At 71.8% G+C, this 25733-nt stretch carries 25 protein-coding genes and 1 pseudogene; 9 read left to right on the top strand and 17 right to left on the bottom strand.

Annotation, left to right across the window (positions count from 1 at the left end; genetic code table 11):
- Positions 1 to 51 precede the first annotated feature (51 nt).
- Together CP978_RS18705 and bldG are read right to left on the bottom strand one after the other, a co-directional pair.
- Entirely contained in the window at positions 52 to 489 is a 438-nt protein-coding gene (locus CP978_RS18705) for an ATP-binding protein (RefSeq protein ID WP_043442511.1), read from the bottom strand.
- A 100-nt stretch (positions 490 to 589) separates the two neighbouring features.
- On the bottom strand, positions 590 to 931 hold the full coding sequence (gene bldG / locus CP978_RS18700; protein ID WP_010986038.1) for an anti-sigma factor antagonist BldG: 342 nt from the start codon (positions 929 to 931) through the stop codon (positions 590 to 592).
- Between the two features lie 80 nt (positions 932 to 1011).
- Between bldG and CP978_RS18695 the strand changes: the two genes are divergently transcribed.
- Positions 1012 to 3582 (top strand): DEAD/DEAH box helicase, encoded by a 2571-nt coding sequence (locus CP978_RS18695; RefSeq protein ID WP_227745410.1) that lies wholly within the window; start codon positions 1012 to 1014, stop codon positions 3580 to 3582.
- A 40-nt stretch (positions 3583 to 3622) separates the two neighbouring features.
- Here CP978_RS18695 and CP978_RS18690 read toward each other — a convergent pair.
- The 7 genes and pseudogenes from CP978_RS18690 to ssd all read right to left on the bottom strand — a co-directional run.
- Positions 3623 to 3880: pseudogene (locus CP978_RS18690) on the bottom strand (Rv3654c family TadE-like protein); the annotation flags it as partial.
- Positions 3881 to 3954: 74 nt separating this feature from the next.
- Positions 3955 to 4347 carry a TadE family type IV pilus minor pilin gene (locus CP978_RS18685; protein WP_079162209.1) on the bottom strand — a complete coding sequence of 131 codons (393 nt, stop codon included), beginning with the start codon at positions 4345 to 4347 and terminating at the stop codon, positions 3955 to 3957.
- Positions 4334 to 4552 (bottom strand): DUF4244 domain-containing protein, encoded by a 219-nt coding sequence (locus tag CP978_RS18680; RefSeq protein ID WP_079162208.1) that lies wholly within the window; start codon positions 4550 to 4552, stop codon positions 4334 to 4336. The genes CP978_RS18685 and CP978_RS18680 overlap by 14 nt, the downstream gene beginning before the upstream one ends.
- A 136-nt stretch (positions 4553 to 4688) precedes the next feature.
- Positions 4689 to 5510 (bottom strand): type II secretion system F family protein, encoded by an 822-nt coding sequence (locus CP978_RS18675; RefSeq protein ID WP_043442502.1) that lies wholly within the window; start codon positions 5508 to 5510, stop codon positions 4689 to 4691.
- Complete coding sequence (locus tag CP978_RS18670) at positions 5507 to 6349, bottom strand: type II secretion system F family protein (RefSeq protein WP_174498731.1); 843 nt, start codon at positions 6347 to 6349, stop codon at positions 5507 to 5509. The genes CP978_RS18675 and CP978_RS18670 overlap by 4 nt, the downstream gene beginning before the upstream one ends.
- Positions 6350 to 6485: 136 nt before the next feature.
- The gene (locus tag CP978_RS18665; protein ID WP_043442496.1) at positions 6486 to 7646 is read right to left on the bottom strand and encodes a TadA family conjugal transfer-associated ATPase; all 1161 of its coding nucleotides are present in this window, start codon (positions 7644 to 7646) and stop codon (positions 6486 to 6488) included.
- A 104-nt stretch (positions 7647 to 7750) separates the two neighbouring features.
- A complete protein-coding gene (gene ssd / locus CP978_RS18660) occupies positions 7751 to 8848 on the bottom strand; it encodes a septum site-determining protein Ssd (protein WP_043442493.1) in 1098 nt (365 codons plus the stop codon).
- Positions 8849 to 9438: 590 nt separating this feature from the next.
- Between ssd and CP978_RS18655 the strand changes: the two genes are divergently transcribed.
- The gene (locus tag CP978_RS18655) at positions 9439 to 10263 is read left to right on the top strand and encodes an HAD family hydrolase (protein WP_150478247.1); all 825 of its coding nucleotides are present in this window, start codon (positions 9439 to 9441) and stop codon (positions 10261 to 10263) included.
- A 416-nt stretch (positions 10264 to 10679) separates the two neighbouring features.
- Here the strand turns inward: CP978_RS18655 and CP978_RS18650 are convergent, their stop codons facing one another.
- Positions 10680 to 11501, bottom strand: coding sequence for a Fic family protein (locus tag CP978_RS18650; RefSeq protein WP_043442491.1), 822 nt, complete (start codon positions 11499 to 11501; stop codon positions 10680 to 10682).
- Between the two features lie 101 nt (positions 11502 to 11602).
- Between CP978_RS18650 and CP978_RS18645 the strand changes: the two genes are divergently transcribed.
- From CP978_RS18645 to CP978_RS18620, 6 genes are all read left to right on the top strand, one after another.
- Positions 11603 to 12583 carry an ATP-binding protein gene (locus CP978_RS18645; RefSeq protein ID WP_043442488.1) on the top strand — a complete coding sequence of 327 codons (981 nt, stop codon included), beginning with the start codon at positions 11603 to 11605 and terminating at the stop codon, positions 12581 to 12583.
- 293 nt (positions 12584 to 12876) lie between these two features.
- Positions 12877 to 14832, top strand: coding sequence for an acetate--CoA ligase (acs, locus tag CP978_RS18640; RefSeq protein WP_043442485.1), 1956 nt, complete (start codon positions 12877 to 12879; stop codon positions 14830 to 14832).
- 319 nt (positions 14833 to 15151) lie between these two features.
- Entirely contained in the window at positions 15152 to 16732 is a 1581-nt protein-coding gene (gene nhaA / locus CP978_RS18635) for a Na+/H+ antiporter NhaA (RefSeq protein ID WP_079162207.1), read from the top strand.
- A 64-nt stretch (positions 16733 to 16796) separates the two neighbouring features.
- Positions 16797 to 17276 carry a phage holin family protein gene (locus CP978_RS18630; RefSeq protein ID WP_043442484.1) on the top strand — a complete coding sequence of 160 codons (480 nt, stop codon included), beginning with the start codon at positions 16797 to 16799 and terminating at the stop codon, positions 17274 to 17276.
- Positions 17273 to 18211: an alpha/beta fold hydrolase gene (locus CP978_RS18625; RefSeq protein ID WP_043442482.1), complete on the top strand. Its 939-nt coding sequence runs from the start codon at positions 17273 to 17275 to the stop codon at positions 18209 to 18211. The genes CP978_RS18630 and CP978_RS18625 overlap by 4 nt, the downstream gene beginning before the upstream one ends.
- 244 nt (positions 18212 to 18455) lie before the next feature.
- Positions 18456 to 18635: a hypothetical protein gene (locus CP978_RS18620; RefSeq protein ID WP_043442479.1), complete on the top strand. Its 180-nt coding sequence runs from the start codon at positions 18456 to 18458 to the stop codon at positions 18633 to 18635.
- A gap of 66 nt (positions 18636 to 18701) precedes the next feature.
- Here the strand turns inward: CP978_RS18620 and CP978_RS18615 are convergent, their stop codons facing one another.
- The 3 genes from CP978_RS18615 to nth form a co-directional block, all read right to left on the bottom strand.
- Positions 18702 to 19901 (bottom strand): MarP family serine protease, encoded by a 1200-nt coding sequence (locus CP978_RS18615; protein ID WP_043442475.1) that lies wholly within the window; start codon positions 19899 to 19901, stop codon positions 18702 to 18704.
- 120 nt (positions 19902 to 20021) lie between these two features.
- Entirely contained in the window at positions 20022 to 20735 is a 714-nt protein-coding gene (locus CP978_RS18610) for an NUDIX hydrolase (protein WP_052454176.1), read from the bottom strand.
- Positions 20736 to 20871: 136 nt separating this feature from the next.
- Positions 20872 to 21927: an endonuclease III gene (nth, locus tag CP978_RS18605; RefSeq protein WP_107070549.1), complete on the bottom strand. Its 1056-nt coding sequence runs from the start codon at positions 21925 to 21927 to the stop codon at positions 20872 to 20874.
- 348 nt (positions 21928 to 22275) lie between these two features.
- Between nth and CP978_RS18600 the strand changes: the two genes are divergently transcribed.
- A complete protein-coding gene (locus CP978_RS18600) occupies positions 22276 to 22950 on the top strand; it encodes a Crp/Fnr family transcriptional regulator (protein WP_030573597.1) in 675 nt (224 codons plus the stop codon).
- Positions 22951 to 23077: 127 nt separating this feature from the next.
- On the opposite strand, the gene CP978_RS18595 is transcribed toward CP978_RS18600, so the two are convergent.
- The 4 genes from CP978_RS18595 to sp36 form a co-directional block, all read right to left on the bottom strand.
- Positions 23078 to 23908, bottom strand: coding sequence for an MBL fold metallo-hydrolase (locus CP978_RS18595; protein ID WP_043442466.1), 831 nt, complete (start codon positions 23906 to 23908; stop codon positions 23078 to 23080).
- 25 nt (positions 23909 to 23933) lie between these two features.
- Positions 23934 to 24812, bottom strand: a complete 879-nt coding sequence (locus CP978_RS18590; protein WP_043442463.1) for an NUDIX hydrolase — start codon at positions 24810 to 24812, stop codon at positions 23934 to 23936.
- A 198-nt stretch (positions 24813 to 25010) separates the two neighbouring features.
- Positions 25011 to 25478: a RidA family protein gene (locus CP978_RS18585; protein ID WP_043442460.1), complete on the bottom strand. Its 468-nt coding sequence runs from the start codon at positions 25476 to 25478 to the stop codon at positions 25011 to 25013.
- Positions 25475 to 25636 carry a Sp36 family protein gene (gene sp36 / locus CP978_RS18580; protein WP_003975360.1) on the bottom strand — a complete coding sequence of 54 codons (162 nt, stop codon included), beginning with the start codon at positions 25634 to 25636 and terminating at the stop codon, positions 25475 to 25477. The genes CP978_RS18585 and sp36 overlap by 4 nt, the downstream gene beginning before the upstream one ends.
- Between the last annotated feature and the right edge of the window lie 97 nt (positions 25637 to 25733).

The raw sequence follows: 25733 nt of genomic DNA, 5'->3' as shown, positions 1-25733 counted from the left end.
ACGAGGGAGCACGAAGGAGAGGCAGTCGTACGCGGGGACGGACGAGAACGATCAGGCCGGGAGCGCGGCGGGCGGCACGGTGGGCCAGCTCATCCTGATCTGTCCGCCGTTCTCCCCGGCGGTTACCTCGACATCGTCGACGAGGCCGCTGATGACCGCGAGGCCCATCTCGTCCTCCTCGGCCTCACCGTCCGCCGCGGCGCCCGGGGCACCCGGTGTCCTCGCACCGAGCACGGCGTGCGGCGCCTCGTCTCCGACCTCGATGGAGAACTGCTTCTCCTCCTCGGTCAGCAGCACCCGCACCGGCGCCGAGATGCCGTTGTTCCGGTGCAGTCCGACGGCACGGGAACAGGCCTCACCGACGGCGAGCCTCACCTCGTCGAGTACGGCCTCCTCGACCCCCGCCCTGCGCGCCACCGCCGCCGCCACGAGCCGGGCGGTCCTGACGTGCTCGGGCAGCGCACTGAAGAGGAGTTCAACGGTGGCCATGCAACCCCCTCGGTACTTCGGGCGTGCGGTCAGGGGACCGGGCCGTGAGGACGCGGTCCCCCGTTTTGCTTGCCGTCCGGGCCCTGGGGCCCGGAACGGGTCAGTCGGTCGCCGCGACCGCTTCCTCGACCGAGGTGTGGATCGGGAACACCTTGGTGAGGCCGGTGATGCGGAAGATCTTGAGAATGCGCTCCTGGTTGCACACCAGGCGCAGGGAGCCCTCATGGGCCCGCACACGCTTCAAGCCGCCCACCAACACGCCGAGCCCGGTGGAGTCGAGGAAGTCCACGCCCTCCATGTCGACGACGAGGTGGAAATTCCCGTCGTTCACCAGCTCGACCAGCTGCTCGCGCAGCTTGGGCGCGGTATATACGTCGATTTCGCCACCGACCTCGACGACCGTACGATCGCCGACGGTACGGGTCGACAGGGACAGGTCCACGGATCCTCCAGCACCTTGCTATCGAGCGGTCGTCCCTCGGGACACCTCGGCGGAGCCCCCGGGACGGTTCGCCAGCCGCGATGGCATTCAATCACTTACCGGCAGGCGTGCACGACGCCTTGGGTCCATTGTCCGTCACGCCAGTGACACACTCGGTGCCGATGGCCAAGAATCACCGTTCCGATCTCATCCCGACGGGCCCTGTGTCCCGCCTGTCACCGGGCACGCTCCTGGACCGGCTCGCCTCGGGACCGAGCCGGGCCGCGCGCATCACTCATACGGAGCACTTGCCCCCGCGTGAGGGCCGCCATGCCGTCTGGCCGGACCGGATCCGTGCCGAGGTCGTCGCCGCCGTGCAGGCCTCGGGCATCGAGCACCCCTGGGCCCACCAGGCGCTCGCCGCCGAGCACGCCCTGGACGGCGACTCGGTGGTGGTCGCCACGGGCACCGCGTCGGGCAAATCGCTCGCCTATCTCGCACCGGTGCTGTCGCGGCTGCTGGACGGCGCCCAGGCACCGAACGGGCGCGGGGCGACCGCTCTCTACCTCGCCCCGACGAAAGCACTCGCGGCAGATCAGTGGCGATCGGTGAAGGAACTTTCACAACCGCTGGGCACGGCGATCCGGCCAGCCGTGTACGACGGCGACACGCCGCCCGAGGAACGCGAATGGGTGCGCCAGTACGCCAACTACGTCCTCACCAACCCCGACATGCTGCATCGCGGCATATTGCCCTCCCATCCACGCTGGTCCTCCTTCCTGCGCGCGCTGACGTACGTCGTCATCGACGAGTGCCACACCTATCGGGGTGTGTTCGGCTCCCATGTCGCCCAGGTCCTGCGCCGTCTGCGGCGCCTCTGTGCCCGCTACGGCGCCTCGCCCGTCTTCCTGCTGGCCTCCGCGACCGCGGCCGAGCCCGCGGTGGCCGCACGCCGCCTCACCGGTCTCCCGGTCGTCGAGGTCGCCGACGACGCCTCCCCGCGCGGGGAGCTGGTCTTCGCCCTCTGGGAGCCCCCGCTCACCGAGCTGCACGGCGAAAGGGGCGCCCCCGTCCGGCGTACGGCCACCGCGGAGACCGCCGATCTGCTGACCGATCTGACCGTGCAGGGCGTCCGCTCCGTCGCCTTCGTCCGCTCCCGCCGGGGCGCCGAGCTGATCTCGGTCATCGCCCAGGAGCGACTGGCCGAGGTCGACCGCTCCCTGGCCCGGCGGGTGGCCGCCTACCGCGGCGGCTACCTGCCCGAGGAGCGCCGCGCCCTGGAACGCGCCCTCCACTCCGGAGAACTCCTCGGCCTCGCCGCCACCACCGCCCTGGAGCTCGGCGTGGACGTCTCGGGCCTGGACGCCGTCCTCATCGCCGGCTATCCGGGGACACGGGCGTCGCTGTGGCAGCAGGCGGGCCGCGCCGGACGCGCCGGGCAGGGGGCGCTCGCGGTCATGGTGGCCCGCGACGATCCGCTCGACACCTTCCTCGTCCATCACCCCGAGGCCGTCTTCGACCAGCCGGTGGAGTCCACCGTCCTGGACCCGGACAATCCCTACGTCCTGGCCCCGCACCTGTGCGCAGCGGCGGCCGAGCTGCCGCTGACGGAGGAGGACCTGGACCTCTTCGGCCCGGCCTGTGCCGAGCTGATGCCGCAGTTGGAGGCCGCGAAGCTGCTGCGCCGCCGGACGAAGGCCTGGCACTGGACGCGGCGGGAACGGGCCGCCGACCTCACGGACATCCGCGGGGAGGGCGGGCGCCCCGTCCAGGTCGTCGAGGCGGGCACCGGACGACTGCTCGGCACGGTGGACGCGGGTGCCGCGCACACGGCGGTGCACGAGGGCGCGGTCCATCTGCACCAGGGCCGTACCTATCTGGTGCGCTCGCTCGATCTGGAGGACTCCGTCGCCCTGGTCGAGCAGGCCAGTCCGTCGTACTCGACGGTGGCCCGTGACACGACCGCCATCTCCGTCCTGGAGACGGACATCGAGGTCCCCTGGGGGGAGGGCCGGCTGTGCTACGGCTCCGTCGAGGTCACCAACCAGGTCGTCTCCTTTCTGCGTCGTCGTCTGATCACCGGTGAGGTGCTGGGCGAGACAAAGCTCGACCTCCCTCCTCGTACGCTGCGCACCCGTGCCGTGTGGTGGACGGTCACCGAGGATCAACTGGACCGGGCCCGGATCGATCCGGAGATCCTCGGCGGCGCCCTGCACGCCGCCGAGCACGCCTCGATCGGCATGCTCCCGCTGTTCGCCACCTGCGACCGCTGGGACATCGGAGGCGTCTCCGTCCCGCTCCACCCGGACACGCTTCTTCCCACGGTCTTCGTCTATGACGGCCACCCGGGCGGGGCGGGCTTCGCGGAGCGCGCCTTCCACACGGCCCGTGCCTGGCTGACCGCCACCCGCGAGGCGATCGCGTCCTGCGAGTGCGAGTCCGGCTGCCCGTCCTGCATCCAGTCCCCCAAGTGCGGCAACGGCAACGATCCGCTGCACAAGAGGGGAGCCGTACGACTCCTCACGGTGCTGCTGAGCGGGGCTCCGGAGGAGAGCGGGGCCCGGGAGCCGGAGGGGCAGCCGAGCGAGACGTCCGGGACTGGGCCTTCGGGGACCGAGCCCCCGCGGGTCGCTCCTGGACCCTCGGTTCCGCCGGGCCCGCCCGCGCCCTGACCTCGGCGTCGAACAGTCCTGCGGACGCCGCCGCGGTGATGTCGGAGATCTCGCCCACGACGGCGCATCGCACCAGTCGGCCGCCCTGGGCCGCCGCGACCCGCCCCGCCATGACGCACGCCTTGTCCGCTCCCTCCGTCCAGTGGTCGGCGGCCGCGAGCGCCGCCAGATCGGCCACGCCGGCCGCACGATGACGGACCACCACGGCCGTGCCCTGGGCCAGCAGCACCCCGAACACGGCGCACAGGGCGCCGATCGCCCACACGCCCAAGACCGCCGCCGAACCCCGGTCGCCCATCGGCCGGCGCCTCGGCGGCGACTTATCGACCTGCTGCCACGCCCTGGCCCGGAACACCCTCATGACCTGCATCTTCAGCGGTTCACCCCCACCGTGTCCTCGGCCAACGCCGCCGCCTGGTGGCGCAGTTCGAGCGGCAGTCCGGCCGGCCCGGCTGGACGCGCGACGACCAGCACGCGCACCAGGTCCCCCCGTCGGCTCACCGTGATGTGCGCACCGTCCGGCGCCGCCCGCCGGGCCACCTCCCGGACCACCCCCGCCGGCTCCTGCCGAGCAGCCGCGCGGGCGCCCGCCCGGGCCGCGTCCACGCACTGGATCTGCGCGGACGCGGCCAGCAGGGCCCAGACAAGGGCCATCGCGAAGAGCACCAGCGCGGGCAGCACGACCGCGGTCTCCGCCGTGACGAACCCGCGATCCCGGCCGGAGCCACGGCCCCTGCGCCCTTTCGCCCCGTCACATCCGGACATGGAGCGCCCGCTTCACGATGTCCTGCAGCTCCGCACTGACCTGCCCGCTCGTCAACACCTTGTAGAGGACCGCCGCGAAGGCCACCGCCGCGATGATGCCCACCGCGTACTCGGAAGTGACCATGCCCCTGTCCTCGCGTACCGCCGCCCGTACCCGGCCCGCCAGCGCACGCGCCCGGGCCCGTACTCGTACCACCTGTCCCATGCCGACCCCCGTGAGGTTCTTCGTCCCGTCGATCTGTTGCTGTTGATCTGTTGCTGTTGGTCTGTTGGTCTGTTGGTTCACTGATCCGTCGCTCCGACGGCCTGCCGCTGTGTCCGACCCGGCCCGTCCGGCTCTCTCACCCGCCTTCTCCGCCCAGAAGTCCTCCTGCCAGTCCGATCACGACGGGCAGCACCCCGACCGCGATGAAGGCGGGCAGGAAGCACAGCCCCACCGGTGCGGTGACCATGACGCCCGCGCGACGTGCGCGTGCCGTCGCCGCGCGGATCCGTTCGGCACGGGCCGCCACCGCGAGGCGCCCGACCGGTGCGGCCGCCGGGGCACCTGAGTCACCCGCCCGTTCGAGGAGCCGCGCCAGCGGCCCGGCGCCGGGGAGCAGGGCGAGCCGCCGCCAGGCGTCGGCCGGTTCACCTCCGAGCCGCATCTCGGCCGCGCCCCGTGCGAGCCGTCCGCCCACCGGCCCCTCCAGTGCCTCGCCCACCGCCTGTGCGGCCGACACGGGACTCGCGCCCGCCGCGATACAGGCCGCCAGCAGATCCGCGGCCAGCGGCAGCTGACGGGCCACCACGGCAGGGTCGTACTCCTCGGCAGGACGGGCACGTTCCCGCCGGGCTCGCCGGTGTGCCGTGGCAAGACCGACGACCAGTCCGGCGCCAGGCCCGGCGAGTCCCCCGATGAGCACCCAACCGGCGCACACCGCCCCCGCGACCGGAAGCCACCTCCGCGCGGTGTCCCGCGCCCCGGCCCGCCATCGCAGGGCACCCGACATGCCCCTCCACGGCCCGCCCGCGCCCTCGGACACAGCGCCCCGCCCCAGCACCGCACCGAGCCGCCGTCGCGCCCTCCGCTCGCGCCGCGCCGCGACGAGCGCCCACAGCGGCCACCCCAGTGCCAGCACCCCGCACAGCATCCCCAGCCTGTGGATGACGACGGCGCTCATGCCGCCTCCGCTTCCCGCACGATCGCCAGGGCCCACCACAGCCCCGCCCCCTCCAGCAGACCGCCGACCGCCAGACAGGCCAGCCCCACGCCGGTGTGCAGCAGGATGTGCAGCGGATGCGCGCCGAGCGCGGTACCCAGCAGCAGGCCCAGCACCGGCAGCCCCGCAAGCAGCGCCGCCGTCGACCGGGCACCCGCCAACTGGGCGCGCAGATCGGCCCGCTGGTCACGCTCCGCGCGCAGGGCCGCCTCCAGTCGGTCGAGCCCGGCCGCCAGCCCCGCGCCACGGTCCACGGCCACCCGCCAGCACGCGGCGAGCCCCGACAGTCCCTCGGCCCCCGGCTGCCGGGCGGCATCCGCGAGCGCCCCCGGCACATCCCCTCCGAACCGTGCCGCCGCCAGCACCGTCGCCTGCGCCTCGCCCAACCCGGCCGAGGCACGCGCCGCGGACAGCAGCGCCTCACCCGGCTGATGCCCCGCACGCACCTCCCCGGCAAGTGCCCCGCACAGCGCGATCACCGCCTCGCCGCGCGCCTCCCGTTCCTGCCGCGCCTCCCGCGCCTGTCGCACCCGTCGCAGCACGAGCACTCCGACGGCCCCGGCCGGCAGCGGCAGAACGGATGCGCCGAGCACCCCGATCAGGGCGCCCACGGCGAGTGCCCACCACTCGACCGGCAGCCTCCGCACCCTCGCCAGAGCCCGCTCCCAGGGCGGCGGGTCCGCCCCGGCCGTCTCGCCGCCGCCCGCGAACAGCCCCCGGACGCGGCGCGCCCCCGGGTTCGCTCCGCTCATCGCCCAGGCGGCCGCACCGGCACACACCAGTCCCGCACCGGCCCACATCTGACCGATCCCCGTCACCACAGCACACTCCCGTCCCTTCGGCCCTGTCCCTCACCTCTGCCGATCCCCTCACGTCAGGTCTCCGCCGCTCCCGTCAACTCCACAGCCGTTCCCGGCCCCTGCACCGCCGCTCCCCTCACATCAGGCCTCCGCCGCTCCCGTCATGTCCGCCCCGAAGCAGCTCCCGCAGCCGCTCCCAGCCCCGCTCGCGGGTGAACGCCTCCGGGCCCCACCGCAGCGCGGGCACCGTCACCACAAGCCCCGACGCGTCGCGTTCCAGCACATGCACCTCCGCGATCCGGCGTCGCCCGGTCCGGTCGCGCACCAGATGGAGGACCACCGACAGCGCGGCCGCCAACTGGCTGTGCAGCGCGGCCCGGTCCAGTCCCGCCGCGGTGCCCAGCGCCTCCAGCCGGGCGGGCACCTGGGCCGCCGCGTTCGCATGAAGCGTTCCGCAGCCGCCCTCGTGACCTGTGTTCAGAGCGGCCAGCAGGGCCACCACCTCGGACCCCCGCACCTCTCCGACCACAAGCCGGTCGGGTCTCATCCGCAGTGCCTGCCGCACCAGGTCCTGGAGCTCGACGAGCCCCACGCCCTCCTGGTTCGCGGGCCGCCCTTCAAGGCGCACCACATGGGGGTGGTCGGGCCGCAGTTCGGCCGAGTCCTCGGCCAGCACGATCCGCTCCTCGGGCCCCACCACACCCAGCAGCGCACTCAGCAGCGTGGTCTTGCCCGAACCGGTGCCACCGCTGATCACATAGGAGAGCCGGGAGGCGATCAGCGCCCTCAGCACCCGTTCCCCGCCCGGTGGCACCGTGCCCGCCGCCACCAGCTCGTCGAGGGTGAAGGCCCGGGGCCGTACGACCCGCAGCGACAGGCAGGTGGAGCCGACGGAGACCGGCGGCAGCACCGCATGCAGCCGGGTTCCGTCCGGAAGGCGGGCGTCGACCCACGGTCGGGCGTCGTCCAGCCGCCGCCCGGCCACCGCCGCGAGCCGCTGGGCGAGGCGCCGTACGGCTGCCGCGTCCGGAAAGGACACCTCCGTCAGCTCCAGTCCGCCGCCGCGGTCCACCCACACCCGGTCGGGCGCCGACACCAGGACATCGGTCACAGACGGATCGGCGAGCAGCGGTTCCAGAGGCCCGCTTCCGACCAGCTCGGAGCGCAACTGCCGGGCCGCGCCCAGCACTTCCGCGTCCCCGAGCACCCGCCCCTGCTCCCGCAGCGCCTGTGCCACGCGTGCGGGTGTCGGCTCGGCCCCGCTCTCGGCCAGCCACTGGCGCACACCGTCCAGCAGCCGTGTGTCCTCACCCGGCCCGGTCGCGCTCCCGGGGCCCCCGGCCGCCGCCGCGCCGGGTCCCGTGCCGCGGTCCGTCCGCGCCGTCGTGCCCCAGCCCCTGCTCACGGACACTCACCCGCCTCGGCCAGCGCCCGCTCCCAGAAGGCCGAGCAGAAGCGGGCGAGCGGCCCCCGCGCCGCTGCCCCGGGCGGCACCGAACCGTCCTGGGGCGGTTTCTCGGACGGCACTTCGCCGAGCAGCGGCAGCCTCAGCAGCCGTGCCACCTCACGGTCGTCGAGTCCCGGCGCGTACGGCCCGCGGACCGCGATCCGCAGATCGCCGAGGACCATGCCGACGGCCGACGCCACCCGCCGGGCCGCGGCGACGGCCCGCAGTTCGGCGGGGATCACCAGCACCCCGACGTCCACCTGCGCGAGAGCCTCGGCGACCCCCTCGTCCACACGGCGCGGAAGGTCGACGACGACCGCCCCGCCGCGTCGCCGGGCCGCCGCGAGGACCGCGCGGACGGCCTGGGGCGGCACCGCCACGGTGTCGCCCCGGTCCCAGCTGAGCACCCGCAGCGCATGCAGCTCGGGCAGGGACTCCTCCAGAGCCCCGCCGCCGACGCGGCCGCGGGAGGCGGCGAACGCCGGCCAGCGCAGCCCCTCGGTGGTCTCTCCGCCGAGGAGCACATCGAGTCCGCCGCCCAGTGGATCCGCGTCCACGAGGAGGGTGCGCCTGCCCTCGCGGGCGGAGGTGACGGCCAGGGCGCAGGCGAGGGTGGACGCCCCGGCCCCGCCCCGGCCGCCGATCACCCCCACGGTAAGCGCCGGCCGGCCGACGCCCTCGGCCACGTCCGCGATCCGGTCGACCAGCCACTGCTCGCCGTCCGGCAGCAGTAGGACATGGTCGGCTCCGATCTCCACCCCGCGCCGCCAGACACCGGGATCGTCCTGATCCCGTCCGACCAGGACCACTCCGCGCCTGCGTACGGCTCCGCGCACACGGCGCACCGCGTCGTCGCCGACCAGGACGAGCGGCGCCGCCTCCCAGCTGCCCCGGTGCGCCGGCACCCCGGGATGGACCTCGGGTCTGGCGCCCGCGGCCGCACACAGCCGCAACAGGTCGTCGAGGAGTTCAGTGTCCTCGGTGACGATCAGGGGTCCGCCGCGCCGCCTCTCGGCGACGGCCGACCCGTCGTGTGTGACGACTCCCGCCACGATCTCCAGCCCCCTCCGCTGCTTCTTCCGCTTCTTCCGCCCGGTGCGCGAGGCCCACCTCGGCCCCGCACTTCCCGCTCGCATGAAGAACCGGAACCGGTCTCCATATGAACGGCCGATACGAACCGGCCCTACACGTCCGACAAACAGAACCGGCCGTGAACTCGCCACCGGCGGGACGCGTCGGAATCACGGTGCAGCGAACCCGGAAAACATGTGGATCTTGGTCGAAAACTGTGGACGACCCAGTGGTTGTGAATATCGCCGTCACCCCTCCGGGGGAGAGTGTGGACGCTCTCCAGGAGCAGCCTTGCGACTACACAGGGTGATGGATCATGCGCACGCCGAAGCGATCCCGTCCGGCCGCAAAAAGGGCCCGGGATCGCGCGGAAAGGGGGGTGAAAACCTGCCTGGACATGCGACGACCCCCGCCGGGGGGGAGAGCGGGGGTCGTCCCCACGGCCGACTCGGGGGGGGAGGAGTCGGACCGGGTTAGCACGGTCGCGAACGATCCGTGACTTCCATGGTGTACCCGAGAGCCTTCTCAGGCAAACCCACACGCCCCACCTTACGCCGAATGGCGTGCGCCTATGCTCAGGCCCGTGGAAAACCACTCCTTGACCCGCACAGCGGCCTTCTTTGACCTGGACAAGACGGTCATTGCGAAGTCGAGCACGCTCACGTTCAGCAAGTCCTTCTACCAAGGCGGACTGATCAACCGCAGGGCCGCGTTGCGTACCGCCTATACCCAGTTCGTGTTCCTGGCGGGCGGCGCGGACCACGACCAGATGGAGCGGATGCGCGAGTACCTTTCCGCGATGTGCCGGGGCTGGAACGTCCAGCAGGTCAAGGAGATCGTCGCCGAGACCCTCCACGACCTGATCGATCCGATCATCTACGACGAGGCCGCCTCCCTCATCGAGGAGCACCACACCGCCGGCCGCGATGTCGTGATCGTGTCCACCTCGGGTGCCGAGGTGGTCGAGCCGATCGGGGAACTGCTCGGCGCGGACCGGGTGGTCGCCACCCGCATGGTGGTCGGCGACGACGGCTGCTTCACGGGCGAGGTGGAGTACTACGCGTACGGGCCGACGAAGGCCGAGGCGGTGAAGGAACTCGCCGCATCCGAGGGATACGACCTCGCGCGCTGCTACGCCTACAGCGACTCGGCGACCGACCTGCCGATGCTGGAGTCCGTCGGCCATCCGCACGCCGTGAACCCGGACCGGGCACTGCGACGCGAGGCGCTCTCGCGGGGCTGGCCCGTCCTGGACTTCCACCGCCCCGTCCGGCTGAAGCAGCGCTTGTCGGTGCCGCCCCGTCCGGCCCTCCTGGCGATGGCCGCCATAGGCGCGGCGGCGGCCACGGCGGGACTCTTCTGGTACGCCAACCGGCGCCGTGCGACAGCCGTGTGAACCCTTCGGGGTCACCGGCCGCGCTCGTGGCCGATTCGGACACTTCGCCCCTCGAAGTAAAGAACCGTAGTCAGGGGTTCCGCTCGGCCCGGCCCTGGAGTACAAAAGGGGTAACGGCCCGCGAGACCAGAGAACATCCGAAAGGATCATCTTCAAGAACGCGAACGGCCCCACGGACCGAGCATGAACACCGGGCACCCACGCGACGTCGACCCGTCGATTACGGGCCAGCCGCACCAGGTGACGGGCAGAAGTTCCCGACCTGATGGGCACCACATCGAGGACGCTTGGTAACCCGATGGACATGCCAGCGGCGGTACGAGCCCTCGTACCGCCGCAACCACGCGAAAGGCCCTGAGGCAGGGCCTTTCCTCCTGTCCGGGACCCTTCCCCGCGGCCGCCACGCCGATGAGGGGCTATGCCGCCCCGCGCTGCAGCGCCTCACAGACCGCGGTCGACTCGCGCACCCCCAGCTCGACCGCCCTCCCGCAGTGGGCGATCCACGCGGCCATGCCCTGCGGGGTTCCCGAGACATAGCCGTCGAGAGCGGCGACATAGGCCGCACGGCCCAGTTCCGCGTGACCGACCTCCGCCGAGCAGATCGCCTTCGGGTCGAGACCGCTGCCCACCAGGACGATGCGCTGGGCCGCCCGTGCCACCAGGCCGTTGTGGGAGCCGAAGGGGCGCAGGGCGAGCAGTTCGCCGTGCACGACGGCCGCGGTCACCAGGGCGGAGGCCGGGCCACCGGCGACGATCAGCCGGGAGAGCCCCTCGAGACGGCCGGAGACCTCGGTGGCGCCCGGCAACGCCAGCTCCACCAGCGGCTCCTCGACCGGTTCGCCGTCCTGCCGCGGGCGCCCCACCCGGGGATCGGAGGCGGCGGCCGCGACGAGATGCAGCCGGGCCAGCACCCGCAGCGGAGACTGCCGCCAGATGGAGAGCAGTTGCCCCGCCTCGGCGGTCAGCCTCAGGGCCGCGCCCACCGTACGGGCCTCGTCGTCACTGCTGAAGTCGGTCCGCCGGCGCACCTCCTCGAGCGCCCAGTCGGCACCGGACAGCGCGGCCGAGCCGCGCGCGCCGCGCAACGCCGCCTCGGAGGTGATCTCGTTGCTGCGGCGCCGCATGATCCGGTGCCCGTAGACCCGGTCCACGGCCTTGCGTACGGACTCCACGGACTCGGGCACCCCGGGCAGCGCCCCCAGGGCCGCAAGGGGATCGGTCGCACCTGTCGTACTCATGAGTACGACACTACGCACCGGTGCGCCCCCTCCTTCGATGGAGTGGTCTTCTTCACCCACCCCTGCCACTCAGAGCAATCACAACACTACTCTTCGTGAACATGAAAATTGCTTTCGTCGGTAAGGGCGGCAGCGGCAAGACGACCCTGTCCTCCCTCTTCGTCCGCCATCTCGTCTCCGTCGGGGCGCCCGTCGTCGCCATCGACGCCGACATCAACCAGCACCTCGGGGCCGCACTCGGGCTCGACGACGAGGAAGCCGCGGCACTGCCCGCCATGGGCGAGCGACTGCGACTGATCAAGGACTATCTGCGCGGCCGCAATCCGCGGATCGCCTCCGCGGAGACGATGATCAAGACCACTCCGCCCGGTGAGGGCTCACGCCTGCTGCGGGTGCGGGAGCACAACCCGGTGTACGACGCCTGCGCACGCCCGGTGGACCTCGACGGAGGCACCGTCCGCCTGATGGCCACCGGCCCCTTCACGGACGCCGATCTGGGGGTCGCCTGCTACCACTCCAAGACGGGAGCCGTGGAGCTGTGCCTCAACCACCTGGTCGACGGCCACGACGAATATGTGGTGGTCGACATGACGGCGGGTTCGGACTCCTTCGCCTCCGGCCTGTTCACCCGCTTCGACATCACCTTCCTCGTCGCCGAGCCGACCCGGAAGGGGGTCTCCGTCTACCGGCAGTACAAGGAGTACGCCCGCGACTTCGGCGTCCTGCTGAAGGTCGTCGGCAACAAGGTGCAGGGCCGGGACGACATCGACTTCCTGCGTGACGAGGTCGGCGACGACCTGCTCGTGACCGTCGGGCACTCGGACTGGGTGCGCTCCATGGAGAAGGGCCGCCCGCTCCGCTTCGGCCTGCTGGAGGAGGCCGACCGCAATGCCCTGCGGACCCTTCAGACCGCCGCCGACGCCACCTACGAACTGCGCGACTGGGAGCGCTACACACGCCAGATGGTGCACTTCCATCTGAAGAACGCGACCAGTTGGGGCAACGAGCGCACCGGGGCCGACCTGGCCGCACAGATCGACCCCGGCTTCGTCCTCAAAGAGGGCCTGACGGCGGCCGTGTGAGCGATGACCGCCCGGCACCAGGGGCTTGCCCTGAGGCGCGCCGGAAGCAGCCGCCGCGGTGCGCCGCGGACCTCCGCCCGCAGCACACCGCACGGAACACTCCGCACACCCCACGGGGAGGCGGCACCGCCCGGTGAACCGGGGCGGCCGGGCGTACGTGACCTCAGGAGAAGCCGTCCGGCAAGGACCGGCAACAGGTCTAAACCAATGTTCGGTCGACCCTTGTCATCAAGCCCCTGGTCTGATGAGCTGTGGCCTGGAACACAGCGGACACTCCGGGAAAGGGAGATGTCGTGAGCAATGAGAGCCTGGCCAACCTGTTGAAGGAGGAGCGTCGCTTCTCGCCGCCCGCCGACCTGGCAGCGAACGCCAATGTCACCGCGGCGGCGTACGAACAGGCCAAGGCTGACAGGCTCGGCTTCTGGGCCGAGCAGGCCCGTCGGCTGACCTGGGCCGAGGAGCCCACCAAGACCCTCGACTGGTCGAATCCGCCCTTCGCCAAGTGGTTCGAGGACGGCACGCTGAACGTCGCGTACAACTGCGTCGACCGGCACGTCGAGGCGGGGCACGGTGACCGCGTCGCCATCCACTTCGAGGGTGAGCCCGGCGACAGCCGCGCCATCACCTACGCCGAACTCAAGGACGAGGTCTCCAGGGCCGCGAACGCCCTGCTGGAGCTGGGGGTCCGCAAGGGCGACCGGGTCGCCGTCTATATGCCGATGATCCCCGAGACCGCGATCGCGATGCTGGCCTGCGCCCGCATCGGCGCCGCGCACTCCGTGGTCTTCGGCGGCTTCTCGGCCGACGCGCTCGCCACCCGGATCAAGGACGCCGACGCCAAGGTCGTCATCACCTCCGACGGGGGCTACCGGCGCGGCAAGCCGTCCGCGCTCAAGCCGGCCGTCGACGACGCGATCGACCGTGTGGACAACGTCGAACACGTGCTCGTGGTGCGCCGTACGGGCCAGGAGGTCGCCTGGACCGAGGGCCGGGACCTCTGGTGGCACGAGGCCGTCGCCCGGCAGTCCGCCGAGCACACCCCGGAGGCGTTCGAGGCGGAGCATCCGCTGTTCATCCTCTACACCTCCGGGACGACGGGGAAGCCGAAGGGCATCCTGCACACCTCCGGCGGCTACCTCACCCAGGCCTCGTACACCCACCACGCCGTCTTCGACCTCAAGCCCGAGACGGATGTCTACTGGTGCACCGCGGACGTCGGCTGGGTCACCGGACACTCGTACATCGTGTACGGGCCGCTGGCCAACGGCGCGACCCAGGTCATGTACGAGGGCACCCCCGACACCCCGCACCAGGGCCGCTTCTGGGAGGTCGTGCAGAAGTACGGCGTGACCATCCTGTACACGGCGCCGACGGCCATCCGCACGTTCATGAAGTGGGGAGACGACATCCCCGCGAAGTTCGATCTCAGCAGCCTGCGCGTCCTCGGATCCGTCGGTGAGCCGATCAACCCCGAGGCGTGGATCTGGTACCGCAAGCACATCGGCGCCGACCGCACGCCGGTCGTGGACACCTGGTGGCAGACCGAGACCGGGGCGATGATGATCTCGCCGCTGCCGGGCGTGTCCGAGGCCAAGCCGGGGTCCGCCCAGCATCCGCTGCCGGGCATCTCCGCCACCGTCGTCGACGACGAGGGGGCCGAGGTGTCGAACGGAGGCGGCGGCTATCTCGTGCTCACCGAGCCGTGGCCGTCGATGCTGCGCACCATCTGGGGCGACGACCAGCGGTTCATCGACACGTACTGGTCGCGGTTCGAGGGCAAGTACTTCGCCGGGGACGGCGCCAAGAAGGACGCCGACGGGGACATCTGGCTCCTCGGACGCGTCGACGACGTGATGCTGGTCTCCGGGCACAACATCTCCACCACCGAGGTGGAGTCCGCCCTGGTGTCGCACCCGGCGGTCGCCGAGGCGGCGGTCGTGGGCGCCGCGGACGAGACCACGGGGCAGGCGATCGTGGCGTTCGTGATCCTTCGGGGCACGGCGTCCGAGGACGAGAGCCTGGTCGCCGAACTGCGCAACCATGTGGGCGCGACCCTCGGGCCGATCGCCAAGCCGAAGCGGATCCTGCCGGTGGCGGAGCTGCCGAAGACGCGGTCCGGGAAGATCATGCGGCGTCTGCTGCGCGATGTCGCGGAGAACAGGCAGCTCGGGGACGTCACCACGCTGACCGACTCGACCGTGATGACGCTGATCCAGTCGAAGCTCCCGGCGGCGCCGAGCGAGGACTGAGCAGGACCTGAGCAGGACCAAAAGGCCACGAAGGACCGGAGCGATCCGGTCCGCGACGGGCGCCCGGCACTCCGCCGGGCGCCCCCGTTGTTTCATGACCCGGATCCTCCTGTCCGGCACTCCCTTCTCCCGGTCCTCCGACGGGCAGGGGCCTCCCTCGTATCGCCGGACAGGCACATTTCCTGACCAGTGGTCTGGGGTCATGATCATTGGTCTCGGGTAAGGTGATTGAAGGTGTGCCGGGAAGTCTGGTCGGCGAGCCGTCCGAGGGGATCTCGCGACGGCTGTCAGCTTGTCGTCCGACCCGGAGGTTCCCACCGTGGCCACGCCCCGCACCAGTCGTCGCACATTCCTCGGGCGTCTGTCCCTGCCCGAACGGACGTTTGTCGCGGACGCGCTGCGCACCGAGACCGTCGGTGGTGTGCTGATCCTGCTCGCCGCGGTCGCGGCGCTGGTCTGGGCGAACGTCCCCGCGCTGCACGACGCCTATGAGAGTGTCGGCCATTACCACCTCGGGCCCTCGTCCCTCGGCCTCCGGCTGTCCGTCCAGCACTGGGCCGCCGACGGCCTCCTCGCGGTCTTCTTCTTCGTCGCCGGGATCGAACTCAAACGCGAACTGGTCGCGGGCGATCTACGGGATCCGCGCGCCGCGGCGCTGCCGGTCGTCGCCGCGCTCTGCGGTATGGCCGCACCCGCGGTCGTCTACGCCCTCACCAACGCCTTCGGCGGCGGCTCCCTGGCCGGCTGGGCGGTCCCGACGGCCACCGACATCGCCTTCGCGCTCGCGGTCCTCGCGGTCATCGGCACCTCCCTGCCCTCCGCCCTGCGGGCCTTCCTGCTCACCCTCGCCGTCGTCGACGACCTCTTCGCGATCCTGATCATCGCCGTCTTCTTCACGACCGATCTGAACTTCGTGGCGCTCGGCGGCGCCGTCGTCGGGCTCGCCGTGTTCTGGGTGCTGCTGCGCAAGGGCGTACGCGGCTGGTACGTGTACGTCCCGCTCGCGCTGGTCATCTGGGGCCTGATGTACAACAGCGGCGTCCACGCCACCATCGCCGGTGTGGCCATGGGACTGATGCTGCGCTGTCATCGCGAGGAGGGCGAGGAGCACTCCCCGGGCGAGCTCGTCGAACACCTGGTGCGGCCTCTCTCGGCCGGTCTCGCGGTGCCGCTGTTCGCCCTGTTCAACGCGGGTGTCGTGATCTCGGGCGGGGCGCTGGGCCAGGTGTTCACCAGGCCGGAGACGCTCGGCGTGCTGCTGGGGCTCGTCGTCGGCAAGGCGGTCGGCATCTTCGGCGGAACCTGGCTGACGGTCCGCTTCACCCGGGCCTCGCTCAGCGAAGGACTCGCCTGGGCGGACGTCTTCGCCCTCGCCACCCTGGCCGGAATCGGCTTCACCGTGTCCCTGCTCATCGACGAACTCGCGTTCCACGGCGACGCGGTGCTCACCGACGAGGTCAAGGCCGCCGTTCTCATCGGGTCGTTGATCGCGGCCGTGTGCGCGACGGTGCTGTTGAAGGTACGCAACGCCAAGTACCGTGCCCTGTGCGCGGACGAGGAACGCGACGAGGACCTGGACGGCGTTCCGGACGTCTACCAGCAGGACTCCCCGGCGTACCACGCGCGCATGGCCGAGATCCTCGAACACCGCACCGCCGAACACCGGGGGCTCGCCGCGTCGGGTGCCCCGGCGAGCGCACCGCCGGCCGACGCCGGGACGGACGTGCTGCCCGTCGGACCCGCGAACGGGGCCTCCGCCGAGACCGGAGGCGGCACTTCCGCCGAGGTCCGGAACCGTCCGGCATCCGAGGCCGAATCCGGGGCACCCGTGGACGACAGCGACGGCACCCGCGCCGAAGCACCGGGCGGGGCGGGCGAGGAGCACGGCCGTCCGGCATGATCTGACACATCCACAAAACTCCGCACCCTCCGCGGAGCACGAGACACAGAGCAGGGAGTCCGCGATGAGCGCACCCGACGGCAGCCCGGTCGGCTCCGAACGCAGCATCGGCCAGCTGTTCGCCTCAGCGACGACCGAGTTGTCCGCGCTGGTGCACGACGAGATCGCCCTGGCGAAGGCCCAACTCAAGCAGGACGTCAGGCGCGGCGCGACCAGCGGCGGCGCGTTCTCGGCGGCCGGCGCCGTGCTGCTGTTCTCCCTGCCGATGCTGAACTTCGCGCTCGCCTACGGGATCCGGACCTGGACCGGCTGGAACATGGCCGTCTGCTTCCTGTTGTCCTTCGCCGCCAATGTGCTGTTCGCCGGGTTGCTGGCGCTCATCGGCCTGGTCTTCGCCAAGAAGGCCAAGAAGAGCAAGGGCCCGCAGAAGGTGGCCGCCTCCATGAAGGAGACCGCGGGTGTCCTGCAGTACGCCAAGCCGCACCCGCGTCAGCCGAACTCGACCGACACGGCGGTCGAGGCTGTGGCACGCTCGTCCTCATGACGTCCCCCGCCACTCCTCCGGAACACCCCGCCTCCGTCGTACGGCTCGACGGGCCCTGGACGCACCGGGACGTCGCGGCCAACGGCGCACGTTTCCATATCGCGGAACTGGGCGAAGGCCCCCTGGTGCTGCTGCTGCACGGCTTCCCGCAGTTCTGGTGGGCATGGCGGCACCAGCTGGTGGCGCTCGCCGACGCGGGTTTCCGGGCCGTGGCGATGGATCTGCGCGGGGTGGGGGGCAGCGACCGCACACCGCGCGGTTACGACCCCGCGAACCTGGCGCTGGACATCACCGGGGTCGTACGGTCCCTGGGCGAGCCCGATGCCGCGATCGTCGGCCATGACCTGGGCGGATATCTCGCCTGGACGGCGGCCGTGATGCGTCCCAAGCTGGTGCGGCGGCTCGCCGTCGCCTCGATGCCGCATCCGCGGCGCTGGCGCTCGGCGATGCTCGGCGACCTCAAGCAGACGGCCGCCGGCTCCTATATCTGGGGGTTCCAGCGTCCCTGGATCCCCGAGCGCCGGCTCACCGCCGACGACGGCGCCCTGGTCGGCCGGCTCATCCGCGACTGGTCCGGGCCTCGGCTGCCGGACGACGAGGTCGTGGAGACATACCGGCGTGCCCTGTGCATCCCGTCGACGGCGCACTGCTCGATCGAGCCCTATCGCTGGATGGTGCGCTCCCTGGCCCGGCCGGACGGCATCCAGTTCAACCGGCGTATGAAGCGGCCGGTACGAGTGCCCACGCTGCATCTGCACGGCTCGCTGGACCCCGTGATGCGGACCAGGAGCGCGGCCGGGTCGGGCGAGTACGTCGAGGCGCCGTACCGCTGGCGGCTGTTCGACGGGCTGGGACACTTCCCTCACGAGGAGGACCCGGTGGCGTTCTCCTCCGAGCTGATCAACTGGCTCAAGGACCCCGAGCCCGACCGCTGACGCACCCGGGACGCCCCGGCGTCGGCCCCCGGATCCCGTACGGAACCGGCCGGGCCGGACGGACCCCTCGGCCCCGGACCCCTCGGTTCCCGGACCCACTCGACCCCGTTCCGTGACCTCCCGGACGCGCCCGGTATCCGGACGGGAACAGCTGTTCCTCGAACGTGCCACATGCCCGGCGCATAGGCCGATTGGGGGGCGCGCGGGCGGTTATCGACCTTGGGGCGGGGGCAGAGGTGCGGGTATGGGCTGGACGCACGACTACAACGACGTAGCACGCAACCGACGCTCGGCCACCGTACCGGGCTCCCACCAGGGGGGCGCCCCGCAGGCGGCGGGCACGGACCCCCGGATGGGCATTCCACACATCCTGCGCCGCCGGGCCCGCTGGGTCTCGGCACGTCTGCGTCACCAACGCGACTGACTCCGGAAGGCGGCCTGGAAGACGGCCGCCCTCAGAGCGGCCGTTCCCTCCCCGCCGAGCGGTGGGTCAGAGCGCGCAGTTGTCGCTGCCCACCTGCTGGTTCGCCCTACGCCCCTTGGCGATGTCCTCCCGGACCTCGTCCGCGGTGAGCGCGTATCCCGTGTCGGCGTCGTCGAGGGACTTGGCGAAGACCACGCCGTAGACCCTGCCTTCAGGCGTGAGCAGCGGGCCGCCGGAGTTGCCCTGGCGGACGGTCGCGTACAGCGAGTACACATCGCGGCGGACCGTGCCCCGGTGGTAGATGTCCGGGCCGTTGGCCGTGATGCGACCGCGCACACGCGCGGGCTGGACGTTGTACGAGCCGTTCTCCGGGAAGCCCGCGACGATCGCGTTGCTGCCGCCGGCCGCGTCCTTGGACGTGAACCGCAGTGCCGGCGCCTTCAGTTCCGGCACGTCCAGCACGGCGATGTCGCGCCGCCAGTCGTAGAGGACGACCTTGGCGTCGTACTTCCGGCCCTCGCCGCCTATCTGGACGGTGGGCTCCTCGACGCCGCCGACCACATGCGCATTGGTCATCACCCGGCGGTCGTCGAAGACGAATCCGGTGCCTTCGAGGACCTTGCCGCAACTCTGCGCGGTTCCCATCACCTTGACGATGGACCGCTGCGCGCGCACCGCGACCGTGCTCTTCGCGAGGGCCGGGTCGGGAGGCTGGACCTCGGTGATGGGCTCGTTCGCGAACGGGCTGAAGACTTGCGGGAAGCCGTTCTGTGCGAGGACCGAGGAGAAGTCGGCGAACCAGGTGTCCGCCTGGGCGGGCAGGGCGCGGGAGACACCGAGGAGGACCTTGGAGCCGCGGACCTCCCTGCCGAGGGTCGGCAGCGTCGTACCGGCGAGGGCCGAGCCGATCAGCCAGGCGACCAGAAGCATCGCCACCACATTGACCAGGGCACCGCCCGTGGCGTCCAGGGCACGGGCCGGGGACCAGGTGATGTATCTGCGCAGCTTGTTGCCGAGATGGGTGGTCAGGGCCTGGCCCACCGAGGCGCAGACGATCACCACGACGACGGCGACGACCGCGACAGTGGTGCTGACCGTCTGGCCGCCCGTCGCCTTGTCCCAGAAGAAGGGAAGCAGATAGACCGCGACCAGGCCGCCGCCCAGAAAGCCGATCACCGACAGGATGCCGACGACGAATCCCTGGCGATAGCCGACGATCGCGAACCACACCGCGGCGACAAGCAACAGGATGTCCAGCACGTTCACTGCTTCAAGCCTCGCCTCGTCACGTTCCGGTCGCCCTTGTACGGCCGGGGGTCCGGCCCGTCGCGCGGCGTCAGTGGGACACGGAGTCCCCCGGGAAAACACAGCACGGGGGTCACCTTGTCATGCGCGCCAGTCGAGCGGGACCTGCCTGCCGCGGTCCCAGGGGCGCTCCCAACCCGCGTAGTGCAGCAGGCGGTCGATGACTCCGGCCGTAAAACCCCAGACAAGGGCGGATTCGACCAGAAATGCCGGACCACGGTGGCCGCTGGGGTGGAGGGCGGTGGCTCTGTTGGCCGGGTCCGTGAGATCCGCCACGGGGACGGTGAAGACCCGCGCCGTCTCGTTGGGGTCGACGACACCCACCGGGCTCCGCTCCCGCCACCAGCCGAGGACGGGCGCCACCACGAAGCCGCTGACCGGGATGTAGAGCTTGGGCAGCATGCCGAAGAGCTGCACACCGCCCGGGTCGAGCCCGGTCTCCTCCTCGGCCTCGCGCAGGGCCGCCCGCAGCGGACCCTCGGCCCTGGGGTCACCGTCCTCCGGGTCGAGGGCGCCGCCGGGGAACGACGGCTGGCCGGCGTGCGAGCGCAGCGAACTGGCGCGCTCCATCAGCAGCAGCTCGGGGCCGCGGTCGCCCTCGCCGAAAAGGATCAGCACGGCCGACTGGCGCCCCGCGCCGTCCTCGGGCGGCAGGAAGCGGCTGAGCTGGAGCGGCTCGACGCTCTCCACGACCCGCACGACCGGGTCCAGCCAGTCGGGCAGTCCTTCCGTGGTCGGCCGCAGCCGCTCGTCGTCCGTGGCTCTCCTGTGGTCCGTATGGCTCGCGTGCGTCATCGCCACCCCCGTTCTGCCGATCCCAACGCCCGCCGAACCGCGGATCGTTCCCCGTGTCCCTCGTGTGGGTGTCCCGTGCGCCGGCCCGCCGGGGGCCGTCCCCGTCCGGGACGGCGCGCTCTCCCGTGCGGGCCCCTCATCCGGCCCCCAGGGGCGGGGCCGGGATGCCGCCCGCATCCAGATAGGCCTGCGGGGGATTGAGCCGCTGGCCGGGGAAGCCGCCCTTCTCGTACTTCAGGAGCTTCCTGGCCTTCTCCGGATCGGTCTCGCCCTCGCCGTACGCGGGGCAGAGCGGGGCGATCGGGCAGGCGCCGCAGGCCGGCTTGCGGGCGTGACAGATCCGGCGGCCGTGGAAGATCACATGGTGCGAGAGCATCGTCCACTCGCTCTTCGGGAAGAGCGCGCCGACGGCCGCCTCGATCTTGTCGGGGTCGGTCGCGTCGGTCCACTGCCAGCGCCGTACGAGCCGCTGGAAGTGTGTGTCGACGGTGATGCCGGGGCGGCCGAAGGCGTTGCCGAGCACCACGAAGGCGGTCTTCCGGCCGACGCCGGGCAGTTTGACGAGGTCCTCCAGACGGCCGGGCACCTCGCCGGCGAACTCCTCCACCAGGACCTTGGAGAGCCCTATCACCGACTTGGTCTTGGCGCGGAAGAAGCCGGTGGGGCGCAGGATCTCCTCGACCTCCTCCGGGTTGGCCGCCGCCAGGTCCTCGGGGGTCGGATACCGGGCGAAGAGCGCCGGGGTGGTCTGGTTCACCCGCAGATCCGTGGTCTGCGCGGACAGCACCGTCGCGATGATCAGCTGGAAGGGGTTCTCGAAGTCCAGCTCCGGGTGGGCGTACGGATACACCTCGGCGAGTTCGCGGTCGATGCGGCGGGCCCGGCGGACGAGGGCGGTGCGCGACTCGCCGCTCGGGGGCTCGGTCGCGACGGTCTTCGCGGGAGCGGCCTTCCCGACGACGACCGCGGCGTCCTTCGCGAGGGCCTGAGCGGGAGCGAGCTTCTTCGCCGCAGCCTTCTTGGTCACACCCTTCTTGGCCACAGCCTTCTTGGCGACGGGCTTCCCGGGAGTGGTCTTTCCGGCGGCGGACTTCCGCGCCGAGGTTCTCCCAGCCGCGGGCTGCCCGGCGGAGGAGTCCTTGTCGGACGCGGCGGCCTTCTTGGCGGCCGTCTTCCCGGCAGGCCGCTTCACCGCGGGCTCCCCGGGCGCCTCTTTTGCCGCCTCTGCCGCTTTTCTCCCACCGCCTGAGACCTGTTCGCCCACAGCGGAATCACGACGTACCACCACCCGCCCAGCTCCCTTGGCCTGTGCTCTCACCGGCGAATTGGACACCCGGCCAGCCTAAAGCCCTGCGCCGGCATCCGCCCCGGAGCCTGGGGATCAGCCCCCGATTGGCCCCCTGCCGCGTACCCCGCCGGACCGGTGCGGCATCCTTGTGACAGATCACACTGTTTGGACCGTCCGGCAAAATGGGAAGCACGGACCCCTGGCAACACGGGGGAACAAGATCCCCTGAGCAGGTCGACAAGGAGAGAACTCGTGGACGACGTTCTGCGGCGCGCCCCGCTCTTCGCGGCGCTCGATGACGAGCAGGCCGCGGAGCTCCGCGCCTCCATGAGTGAGGTGACCCTCGCCCGCGGCGACTCGCTGTTCCACGAGGGCGACCCCGGTGACCGCCTGTACGTGGTCATGGAGGGCAAGGTCAAGCTTCACCGCACCTCACCCGACGGCCGCGAGAACATGCTCGCGGTCCTCGGCCCCGGTGAGCTGATCGGCGAGCTGTCGCTCTTCGACCCCGGGCCGCGTACGGCGACGGCGACCGCGCTGACCGAGGTCAAGCTGCTCGGCCTGGGGCACGGCGACCTCCAGCCGTGGCTGAACGCCCGGCCCGAGGTGGCCGCGGCGCTGCTGCGGGCGGTCGCCCGGCGACTGCGCAAGACCAACGACCAGATGTCCGACCTGGTCTTCTCGGATGTGCCCGGCCGTGTGGCCCGGGCGCTGCTGGACCTCTCGCGGCGGTTCGGTGTGCAGTCCGAGGAAGGCATCCATGTGGTGCACGACCTCACCCAGGAGGAGCTGGCCCAGCTGGTCGGCGCCTCGCGTGAGACCGTCAACAAGGCGCTGGCGGACTTCGCCGGGCGCGGCTGGCTCCGTCTGGAGGCCCGTGCGGTGATCCTGCTGGACGTGGAGCGGCTGGCCAAGCGGTCGCGCTGACGACGGCCCGCCGGCACCCGGTCCCGGCGTACGACCCGGGCCCCGCCTCCTCCGAGGCGGGGCCCGTCGTCGTTCCACCGGGCGTGCTCGGTCGGGAGGGTGTGGCCGGATCCCTGACCGGCCGGGCTCAGATCAGCCCGTGTTCCCTCAGATACTCCAGCTGTGCCCGTACCGACAGTTCGGCCGCGGGCCACAGGGAACGGTCCACACCCGCGTACACATGCGCCACCACCGCGTCCGGCGAGCGATGTCCTTGCTCGACCGCCGTCTCGATCTGGGCCAGACGGTGGGCGCGGTGGGCGAGGTAGTACTCGACGGCGCCCTGGGCGTCCTCGAGGACGGGCCCGTGGCCGGGGAGCACGGTGTGGACGCCGTCGTCGATCGTGAGCGACCTCAGGCGGCGCAGGGAGTCCAGATAGTCCCCCAGACGGCCGTCGGGGTGCGCCACGACCGTCGTACCGCGGCCCAGGACGGTGTCGCCCGTCAGGACGGCCCGGTCGGCCGGGAGATGGAAGCACAGCGAGTCGGCGGTGTGGCCCGGCGTCGGCACGACGCGCAGCTCAAGACCGCCGACGGTGACGACGTCCCCGTGGCCCAGGCCCTCGTCACCGAGCCGGAGCGCGGGGTCCAGGGCGCGCACCTCGGTACCGGTCAGCTCGGCGAACCGCAGGGCTCCTTCGGCGTGGTCCGGGTGGCCGTGGGTGAGCAGCGTGAGCGCGACCCGTTTGCCCAGCTGCTCCGCCGTGGCGATCACCGTGCGCAGATGCCCGTCGTCGAGCGGCCCCGGGTCGATCACGACCGCCAGTGCGGAGTCGGGCTCGGAGACGATCCAGGTGTTGGTGCCGTCGAGGGTCATCGGCGACGCGTTGGGGGCGAGAACGTTCACTGCGCGCGCGGTGGCGGGACCGGAGAGCGCCCCGCCGCGCGGCTGCCCCGGGAGAGCCGTGGCGTCCGTCATACGAGCACACCTCCCGTCACGGAGGTCATGACGGCGCTCCTCCCCCGGGAATGTGCCGGGTGAACTCGTCGTGGCCGGGCCAGCTCAGCACGACCTCGCCGTGCTCCAGCCGGGCCCGGGCCAGAACGGGGGTCAGATCACGGTCCGGCGCGGCCTTCAGGACCTCGGCGGCGGTGGCATAGGGCATCAGCTGGCGCAGGGTCGCGATGGTGGGCGGCATCATCAGCAGTTCGCCCCGGTCGTACGAGGCTGCTGCCTCCGACGGGCGGATCCAGACGGTGCGGTCGGCCTCCGTGGAGGCGTTGCGGGTGCGCTGCCCCTCGGGGAGCGCGGCCACGAAGAACCAGGTGTCGTAACGGCGCGCCTCGAACTCCGGGGTGATCCAGCGGGTCCACGCGCCGAGCAGGTCGGAACGCAGAACCAGTCCCCGGCGCTCCAGGAACTCGGCGAACGACAGGTCACGGGCGACCAGGGCCGCGCGATCCGCCTCCCAGTCCGCTCCCGTGGTGTCTCCGACGACGGTCTCCGGGGTGGGGCCGGCGAGCAGGACGCCCGCCTCCTCGTAGGTCTCCCGTACAGCGGCGCACACGATGGCCTGCGCGGATGTCTCGTCGACGCCGAGGCGGTCCGCCCACCGGGCACGCGGGGGACCCGCCCAGCCGATCCTGCGGTCGTCGTCGCGCGGGTCGACACCCCCGCCCGGGTAGGCGTACGCGCCGCCCGCGAAGGCCATGGAGGCACGTCTGCGCAGCATGTGGACGACGGGGGCACCCCCGGTGCCACCGGTGTCCTTGAGGAGCATGACGGTGGCCGCGCGCCTGGGGACGACCGGGGTGAGCGTGCCCTCCGCGAGCGCGCGGATCCGCTCTGGCCACTCCGGTGGAAACCACTGCCCATTCGCCATGGGCGGAGGCTATCCCGTAGCGGGCGGATGTTCGAGTGGCGGTGATCGCCGCCACGGGGGGACCACCGCCGCCTCAGGAGGCCGTCCCCCACCTCCGGAAATAAATCCGGAAGGCCCGGAAAGCCCGGAAGGCCCAAAGGTGACGCCTGTCGCCTCAGGGCCGGTCGCAGGCGGAGGCGGCCGCCCCTGGAGCCGTGCCTACGCCTCCGTCAGCTCCACCTGCACCTCGACCTCGACCGGCGCGTCCAGCGGGAGCACCGCCACACCGACCGCGCTGCGGGCGTGCACGCCCTTGTCGCCGAGGACCTCGGCGAGCAGCTCGCTGGCCCCGTTGACGACCCCCGGCTGGCCCGTGAAGTCCGGCGCCGACGCCACGAAGCCCACGACCTTCACCACACGCGCGATGCGATCCAGGTCACCCGTCACCGACTTGACCGCGGCGAGCGCGTTCAGCGCGCAGGTGCGGGCCAGGTCCTTGGCCTCCTCGGGGGTCACCTCGGCACCGACCTTGCCGGTCACCGGAAGCTTGCCGTCCACCATCGGCAGCTGGCCGGAGGTGTACACATACACCCCGGACCGCACCGCGGGCTGGTAGGCGGCCAGCGGCGGCACCACCTGGGGCAGCGTCAGGCCCAGTTCGGCCAGTCGGGACTCGACCGTGCTCATGCCTGCTTCTCCCGCTTCAGATAGGCGACCAGCTGCTCGGGGTTGTTCGGCCCGGGCACGACCTGGACGAGCTCCCAGCCGTCCTCGCCCCAGGTGTCCAGAATCTGCTTCGTGGCATGGACGAGCAGCGGCACGGTTGCGTATTCCCACTTGGTCATGGGGCCGACTGTAGCCCGTGTGACCACCGGGGTACGCGGCCGACCACGGTCCGGTGGGACCGGGCACACGTCCCGCTGCGACCGGACGTACGTCCGA

The sequence above is a fragment of the Streptomyces nodosus genome (assembly GCF_008704995.1).
GTDB classification, from domain to species: domain Bacteria; phylum Actinomycetota; class Actinomycetes; order Streptomycetales; family Streptomycetaceae; genus Streptomyces; species Streptomyces nodosus.
This window is presented reverse-complemented; position numbering and strand designations above follow the sequence as displayed.

Bases quoted from the DNA above. Each gene is read 5' to 3' on its own strand.
- CP978_RS18630 (WP_043442484.1), top strand. From the start codon at position 16,797: ATGAGCGCACCCGACGGCAGCCCGGTCGGCTCCGAACGCAGCATCGGC.
- CP978_RS18685 (WP_079162209.1), bottom strand. From the start codon at position 4,347: ATGTCCGGATGTGACGGGGCGAAAGGGCGCAGGGGCCGTGGCTCCGGC.
- CP978_RS18595 (WP_043442466.1), bottom strand. From the start codon at position 23,908: ATGACGGACGCCACGGCTCTCCCGGGGCAGCCGCGCGGCGGGGCGCTC.
- CP978_RS18675 (WP_043442502.1), bottom strand. From the start codon at position 5,510: ATGAGCGCCGTCGTCATCCACAGGCTGGGGATGCTGTGCGGGGTGCTG.
- CP978_RS18655 (WP_150478247.1), top strand. From the start codon at position 9,439: ATGCTCAGGCCCGTGGAAAACCACTCCTTGACCCGCACAGCGGCCTTC.
- CP978_RS18705 (WP_043442511.1), bottom strand. From the start codon at position 489: ATGGCCACCGTTGAACTCCTCTTCAGTGCGCTGCCCGAGCACGTCAGG.
- CP978_RS18670 (WP_174498731.1), bottom strand. From the start codon at position 6,349: ATGTGGGCCGGTGCGGGACTGGTGTGTGCCGGTGCGGCCGCCTGGGCG.
- CP978_RS18645 (WP_043442488.1), top strand. From the start codon at position 11,603: ATGAAAATTGCTTTCGTCGGTAAGGGCGGCAGCGGCAAGACGACCCTG.
- CP978_RS18625 (WP_043442482.1), top strand. From the start codon at position 17,273: ATGACGTCCCCCGCCACTCCTCCGGAACACCCCGCCTCCGTCGTACGG.
- CP978_RS18695 (WP_227745410.1), top strand. From the start codon at position 1,012: ATGGCATTCAATCACTTACCGGCAGGCGTGCACGACGCCTTGGGTCCA.
- CP978_RS18680 (WP_079162208.1), bottom strand. From the start codon at position 4,552: ATGGGACAGGTGGTACGAGTACGGGCCCGGGCGCGTGCGCTGGCGGGC.
- CP978_RS18620 (WP_043442479.1), top strand. From the start codon at position 18,456: ATGGGCTGGACGCACGACTACAACGACGTAGCACGCAACCGACGCTCG.
- CP978_RS18590 (WP_043442463.1), bottom strand. From the start codon at position 24,812: ATGGCGAATGGGCAGTGGTTTCCACCGGAGTGGCCAGAGCGGATCCGC.
- CP978_RS18650 (WP_043442491.1), bottom strand. From the start codon at position 11,501: ATGAGTACGACAGGTGCGACCGATCCCCTTGCGGCCCTGGGGGCGCTG.
- CP978_RS18585 (WP_043442460.1), bottom strand. From the start codon at position 25,478: ATGAGCACGGTCGAGTCCCGACTGGCCGAACTGGGCCTGACGCTGCCC.
- sp36 (WP_003975360.1), bottom strand. From the start codon at position 25,636: ATGACCAAGTGGGAATACGCAACCGTGCCGCTGCTCGTCCATGCCACG.
- CP978_RS18610 (WP_052454176.1), bottom strand. From the start codon at position 20,735: ATGACGCACGCGAGCCATACGGACCACAGGAGAGCCACGGACGACGAG.